Origin of the sequence: Streptomyces sp. (assembly GCF_036566765.1) — a bacterium.
GTDB lineage: Bacteria > Actinomycetota > Actinomycetes > Streptomycetales > Streptomycetaceae > Streptomyces.
On sequence record NZ_DATCVQ010000465.1, the window covers coordinates 1 to 6,399 of the forward strand.

The 6,399-nt window shown below is 70.6% G+C and carries 7 protein-coding genes and 1 pseudogene; 4 read left to right on the forward strand and 4 right to left on the reverse strand.

Annotated features, from left to right (window positions below):
• From VIU94_RS27560 to VIU94_RS27570, 3 genes are all read left to right on the forward strand, one after another.
• Nucleotides 1–585, forward strand: a 585-nt coding sequence (locus VIU94_RS27560) for a mannosyltransferase YkcB-related protein (protein ID WP_524540644.1), incomplete at its 5' end; no start/stop codon positions are given.
• Nucleotides 586–732: 147 nt separating this feature from the next.
• Nucleotides 733–2,295: an MFS transporter gene (locus tag VIU94_RS27565; protein WP_331915186.1), complete on the forward strand. Its 1,563-nt coding sequence runs from the start codon at nt 733–735 to the stop codon at nt 2,293–2,295.
• A 34-nt stretch (nt 2,296–2,329) separates the two neighbouring features.
• A complete protein-coding gene (locus VIU94_RS27570; RefSeq protein WP_331915188.1) occupies nt 2,330–3,112 on the forward strand; it encodes a TetR/AcrR family transcriptional regulator in 783 nt (260 codons plus the stop codon).
• Nucleotides 3,113–3,250: 138 nt separating this feature from the next.
• Here the strand turns inward: VIU94_RS27570 and VIU94_RS27575 are convergent.
• Together VIU94_RS27575 and VIU94_RS27580 are read right to left on the reverse strand one after the other, a co-directional pair.
• Nucleotides 3,251–4,747 (reverse strand): annotated as a pseudogene (locus VIU94_RS27575) (MDR family MFS transporter); the annotation flags it as partial.
• A 97-nt stretch (nt 4,748–4,844) separates the two neighbouring features.
• Nucleotides 4,845–5,294 carry a MarR family winged helix-turn-helix transcriptional regulator gene (locus VIU94_RS27580; RefSeq protein ID WP_331915192.1) on the reverse strand — a complete coding sequence of 150 codons (450 nt, stop codon included), beginning with the start codon at nt 5,292–5,294 and terminating at the stop codon, nt 4,845–4,847.
• Between the two features lie 182 nt (nt 5,295–5,476).
• On the opposite strand from VIU94_RS27580, the gene VIU94_RS27585 reads away from it, so the two are divergent.
• Nucleotides 5,477–5,695 (forward strand): hypothetical protein, encoded by a 219-nt coding sequence (locus VIU94_RS27585; protein WP_331915194.1) that lies wholly within the window; start codon nt 5,477–5,479, stop codon nt 5,693–5,695.
• A 48-nt stretch (nt 5,696–5,743) separates the two neighbouring features.
• Here VIU94_RS27585 and VIU94_RS27590 read toward each other — a convergent pair whose 3' ends face one another.
• Both VIU94_RS27590 and VIU94_RS27595 read right to left on the reverse strand, forming a co-directional pair.
• Nucleotides 5,744–5,986: a hypothetical protein gene (locus VIU94_RS27590; protein WP_331915196.1), complete on the reverse strand. Its 243-nt coding sequence runs from the start codon at nt 5,984–5,986 to the stop codon at nt 5,744–5,746.
• Nucleotides 5,987–6,206: 220 nt separating this feature from the next.
• Nucleotides 6,207–6,399, reverse strand: a 193-nt coding sequence (locus VIU94_RS27595; protein ID WP_331915198.1) for a hypothetical protein, incomplete at its 5' end; no start/stop codon positions are given.

Genomic DNA, 6,399 nt, shown 5'->3' on the forward strand with positions numbered 1-6,399 from the left:
GGCAGGATGTTCGTGGCGTACGGGCAGGGCCCGGGCGGCCAGGGCGGCCAGGCGCCGGGCGGCGCTCCCGGCGGCGGTGCACCCGGGCAGATGCAGCCGCCGCAGGGCGGTCAAGGCGGTCAAGGCGGCCAGGGAGGCCAGGGCGGTCGGGACGGCAACAGGCAGCCGGTCCTCGAACAGTTCGGCCCCGGCGGTGCCCCCGGACGCCCCGGCGGCGCCGGCGGTCTGCTCAACGGCGCGTCGGTCGGCGCGAAGGCGAAGGCGGCCCTGGCGCAGGACGCCGACGCGTACACCTGGGTCGCCGCGGCGGTCGGCGCGCAGAACGCGGCCAGCTACCAACTCGCCACCGGGAAGCCGGTCATGGCGATCGGCGGCTTCAACGGCAGCGACCCGTCCCCGACCCTCGCCCAGTTCAAGCAGTACGCGGCCCAGGGGAAGATCCACTACTTCGTCGGGTCCGGCGGCGGCATGGGCGGGGGCCCGGGCGGCGGCACGAGCAGCGCGATCGCCGCGTGGGTCGAGGACACCTTCGAGAAGGTCACCGTCGACGGAGCGACCTTCTACGACCTGACGAAGCGGAAGTAGGGCCGCTGAACCGGAAGTAGGGCCGCCCAAGCGGAAGTAGGGCCGCCTAAGCGGAAGTTTGGGCTCCAGAAAATACCGCTATACAGCGTACGAGAGCTCTTGTACGGTGTACGACATCGAGTCCCGTACACCGTACAAGGGGGAGCCATGACGGCGACGACCGCCGAGAACCAACCCACCGCACCGACCGGAGGCGGTCACCCGCAGCGCTGGCTGATCCTCGGCGTGATCTGCCTCGCCCAGCTCACCGTGCTGCTCGACAACACGGTGCTGAGCGTCGCGATCCCGTCGCTGACCGCCGAACTCCACGCGTCCACCAGCGACATCCAGTGGATGATCAACGCGTACTCGCTCGTCCAGTCCGGTCTGCTGCTCACCGCGGGCAACGCCGCCGACCGCTACGGCCGCAAGAAGCTCCTCGCCGTCGGCCTCGCGCTCTTCGGCCTCGGCTCGCTCGCCGCCGGGCTCGCCGAGTCCACCGCGCAGCTGATCGCCGCCCGCGCGGGCATGGGCGTCGGCGGCGCGCTCCTGATGACCACCACGCTCGCGGTCGTCATGCAGATCTTCGACGACTCCCAGCGGGTCAAGGCCATCGCCATCTGGGCCACCATCAGCTCGCTCGGCTTCGCCGCCGGCCCGCTGATCGGCGGCGCGATCCTGAACCACTTCTGGTGGGGGATGATCTTCCTCATCAACATCCCGGTGGCCCTGATCGGCCTGATCGCCGTCCTCAAGCTGGTCCCCGAGTCCAAGAACCCCCAGGGCGACCGCCCCGACCTGCTCGGCGCGCTGCTCTCCACGATCGGCATGACCTCCGTCGTGTACGCGATCATCACCGGCCCCGAGCACGGCTGGACCTCCGCCCAGGTGCTGGTCCCGGCCGGCATCGGCGTCGCCGTCCTCGCCGCGTTCGCGCTGTGGGAGCTGCGCATCCCGTACCCGATGCTCGACATGCACTTCTTCCGCAACCAGAAGTTCGTGGGCGCGGTCGCCGGCGCGATCCTGGTCATGCTCGGCATGGGCGGCTCGCTCTTCCTGCTCACCCAGCACCTGCAGTTCGTCCTCGGGTACGAGCCGCTGGAGGCCGGGCTGCGGATGGCCCCGCTGGCCCTGACGATCGTCGTGCTCAACCTCTCCGGCATCGGCCCGAAGCTGGTCATGAAGATCGGCACGCCGCCGTCCGTGGCTCTCGGCCTGACCCTGGTCGCCGGCGGTCTCACCTCGATCGCCCTGCTCGGCGGCGGCGCCGACGGCACGTACGCCGGCATGCTGCTCGGCCTGGTCCTGATGGGCGCGGGCATCGCGCTCTCCAACCCGGCCATGGCCAACGCCATCATGAGCGCCATCCCGCCGGAGAAGGCCGGTGTCGGCGCGGGCGTCAACGGCACGCTCGCCGAGTTCGGCAACGGCCTCGGCGTCGCGATCCTCGGCGCGGTCCTCAACGCCCGGTTCGCCGCGCTGGTCACCGTCACCGCGACCTCGCTCCCGGCGGCCCTGGCCGCGGCCGGCACCGAGGCCGAGCGGCAGCAGATCTCCGACGCCTTCGCCTCCGGCCTGCAGACCAGTCAGCTGGTCGGCGCGGTAGCGGTGTTCGCCGGCGGACTGCTGGCGGCGGCGCTCCTGAAGCGCGCCGAGCGCTCGGAGCAGAAGGCGGCGCAGAAGGCGGAGCACACGGTCGCCGGGGCCGAGCAGAAGGCGACGGCTGCATAGCATGGGCCCGGAAGCCTGAAGACGGAGGAACGCGATGGTCAAGGCAGCGGACAGGGCCAAGAATCCGGCGCGTTCCAGCGTCTGGCTGGAGAACCGGGCCGCCCGCAGCGGGGGCGGCCCGGCCGGGCTCGACCGGGAGCGGATCGTGGCCGCCTCGATCCGGATGCTGGACGAGGAGGGCCTGGCCAAGCTGTCGATGCGCAAGCTCGCCACCGAGCTGGGCGTCACCGCGATGTCGCTCTACTGGTACGTGGACACCAAGGACGACATCATCGAGTTCGCCGTGGACACCGGCTACGGGGAGATCGACCTCGATGCGGTGGACGCCGCCGGCGGCTGGCCGGACCGGATCCGGGTGCTCGCCCTGGACTACCGCCGGATGCTGGTCCGCCACCCGTGGATGTCGACGTGCGCCGGCCAGTACCTGAACATCGGCCCGAACGCGATCGCCGTCGGCTCCAAGATCCAGGAGGCGATCAAGGACACCGGCCTGCCGATGACCCGCCAGCCGAGCGCGATGTCGGCGGTCTTCCAGTTCGTGTACGGCTACGGAACGATCGAGGCCCAGTTCGGCCGCAACGCCCAGCAGGCCGGCATGTCCCAGGACGAGTTCTACACGGACGCGATCGAGGCCTTCCGCGAGGACCCGAAGTTCACGGAGGCCCTGGAGGACATGACCGACCTCCTCGACGAGCGGGCCTCGCACGGCAGCGTCACCGAGATCTGGGACCGCGACTTCCAGTACGCCCTGGACGTGCTGATCGCGGGCATCGAGGTCATGGTCGAGCGGACCCGTACGGAAGAACCGCCGGAATGACGGAGCGGAGCCGTACGGAAGGACCGCAGACATGACGGAGCGGCGGGCCGTCCCCTGCCCGCCGCTCCGTACGACCCGGCCGCGCCTCCGCTCGAAGCGCGGCCGGGAGTCTTTCTACTTCTCCTCTGCGGAGACCGTGTTGCTCTTCAGAGCGACCTCCTTGATGAACAGCGTCACCAGGAAGGCGAGCAGCGCGAAGGGCGCCGAGTAGAGGAAGACGTCACCGACTCCGTGCCCGTACGCGTCCTCCATGACCGTGCGGATCGGGGCCGGCAGCTTGTCCATGTCGGGGATCCCGCCGCCCGTGCCGCCCTTGCCCATGGCCGCCGCGGCCTTCGGGCCCAGCTCGGCGAGGCCCTCCTTGACGTAGTCGGTGACCCGGTGGGCCATGACCGCGCCGAGCGCCGAGACGCCGACGGCGCCGCCGAGGGAACGGAAGAAGGTGACGACGGAGGAGGCCGAGCCGAGGTCGGCGGGGTCGACCTGGTTCTGCGTGCAGAGCACCAGGTTCTGCATCATCATGCCGAGGCCGAGGCCCAGGACCGCCATGAAGAGCGCGATGTGCCAGTACTCCGTGTCGTACCGGATCGTGCCGAGCATCCCGAGGCCGCCGGCGGCGAGCGCGCCGCCGCTGATCAGCCAGGCCTTCCAGCGGCCGGTCTTGGTGATGATCATGCCGGAGGCCGTGGACGAGACGAACAGGCCCGCGATCATCGGGATGGTCAGGACGCCGGACATCGTCGGCGACTCGTTCCGCGCCAGCTGGAAGTACTGGCTGAAGAACACCGTGCCGGCGAACATCGCGACGCCCACGAAGAGCGAGGCGAGCGAGGCCAGCGTGATGGTGCGGTTGCGGAACAGGCGGAGCGGGATGATCGGCTCGCTCGCCCGTGACTCGACCAGCACGAAGATCGCGCCGAGCAGGATCGATCCGCCCACCATGACGGCCGTCTGCCAGGACATCCAGTCGTACTTGTCGCCCGCGAAGGTGACCCAGATGAGCAGCAGGGAGACGGCGGCGCTGATGAAGAACGCGCCGGCCCAGTCGACCTTGACGTCGCGCTTGACCACCGGGAGCTTCAGGGTCTTCTGCAGCACCAGCAGCGCGATCAGCGCGAAGGGCACGCCGACGTAGAAGCACCAGCGCCAGCCGAGCCACTCGGTGTCGGTGATCACGCCGCCGAGCAGCGGGCCGCCGACGGTGGCGACGGCGAAGACCGCGCCCAGGTAGCCGCTGTACCGGCCGCGCTCCCGCGGGGCGATCATGGCGGCGAGGATGATCTGGGAGAGGGCGGTCAGGCCGCCGACGCCGATGCCCTGGACGACGCGGCAGGCGATGAGCATGCCGGTGTCCTGGGCGAGACCGGCCACGACCGAGCCGGCGACGTAGATCAGCAGGGCTATCTGGACGAGCAGCTTCTTGGAGAAGAGATCGGCCAGCTTGCCCCACAGAGGCGTGGTCGCCGTCATCGACAGCAGGGCCGCGGTGACGACCCAGGTGTACGCGGACTGGCCGCCGCCCAGGTCGGTGATGATCTGGGGCAGCGCGTTGGAGACGATCGTCGACGACAGGATCGCGACGAACATGCCGAGCAGAAGCCCGGAGAGCGCCTCCATGATCTGCCGGTGGGTCATCGGAGCGGCGTCACCGGCTCCTCCCTGCTGGGCGAGGCCGTCCCGCACACCGCTGTCAGGTGTGGCTGTAGCCATGGGTTTCCTTTGTTCTCAAGTCTCAGGCGTGGTGGGCCCGGCAGTCTCCGAACGAGTCGCGGAGGCGGGCGAGCAGTGCGGTGAGCTGGGCGACGTCGTCGTCGGACCAGTCGGCGAGGTTGCGGGCGAAGGTCTCGGTCACCCGCCGGTCGAGTTCGTCGAGCATGTCGTGGCCGGCGGGGGTGAGCCGCAGGATCCTGGAGCGCCGGTCGTCCGGGTCGGGCAGTCGCTCGACCCAGCCGTGTTCGACGGTGTGCGCGGCATGCCGGCTGCAGACCGACATGTCCACGGCCATGAGCTCGGCGAGCCGGCTCATCCGCATGTCGCCGTGGTGGTGCAGCAGGGCCAGGACGGCGGCGGATCCGCCCTGACACTCGACGGGCAGCACGCGCGCGAGGCCCCGTTTCACCGCCCCGATGGCACTCACCTGGCGGGCGAGGTTCTCGTAGCGGTTCCGGTTCCGCGTCTCCATCGGACACTCCAAGCATCTTGTTGCTTAGGGCAACCATAGAGATGGATGGTTGCTCCAGGCAAACTAAAACGGTCAAACGGCGCTAAAGAATCGGCAAAGGGCGCGGGGGAGCGGCGGAGGGTGTGGGGGAGAGGTGGCGGGGGCTTGGGGCCGGAACCCCCCGTTCGCTAGGGTCCTTCCCCATGGCACACAACCCCCACGCACCGCAGGGTCAGGGCCCCGAGGGCAGCTACGACCCCTCCGGCAGCACCCAGATGTTCCGCGCCTTCGTCGACGAGGCCCCCCAGGGCCGGGCCTCCCAGCCGGCCGCGCCCTCCTCCGGCCCGCGGGTCGGACTGATCGTCGGCGTGATCGCCGCGATCGCGGTCCTGGCCGCGGTGGCCTGGCTCGCGCTGGGCTGAGGCCCTGACTCAAGGCCCTGCTTCCCGGATCTACTTCACTTTCCGGACCTACTTCCAGGTCGCGGTGACCTTCTGCGTGTCGATGTGCATGCCGAGGGGGACCCGCCAGGAGTCCACGCAGACCGTGTAGGTGTGGTTCTTCGTCCCGCCCGCCACGATCGGGGCGGGCAGCGGCTGGGTCGAGTCGATGGTCGCCCAGTCGATGCCGAGCGCCCCGATGATGTGCGTCTCGAAGGCGACGGCACCCGAAGCGACCGCGGTCCCGCCGGTGTTGCGGAAGGCGAGCGTCACCTGCTCGCACCACCGGCGGTCGGCGTCGGCGAGCAGGGGCGCGGAGAGCGTGAGGACGGCGGGGCCGGGCCGGCCGGGCGGCGGAGGCGTGGTGCCCGGAGTGCCGGGTGTACTGGGCGGGCTCGGCGTACTTGGCGGACTCGGCGTCCCGGGCGTTCCTGGCGCGGGAGCCGTGGCTCCGGGGCCTGGAATCGTGCCTCCGGGAGCGTTCGTACCCGTACTACCCGAGCCGGGCGCGCTCCCCGGCGTCGTCGTCTGGGTCCCCCCGCTCCCGTCCGGCTTCGGCGACGACGTACTCGACGTCGTCCCACTGGCGGACGGGTCGTCCAGCGGGACCAGGCGCACCGAGCCCGAGGGCGGGGTCGCGCTCCGCGGCGACGCGCCGCCGCCGGCGCCCACCGCCGCGTAGCCCT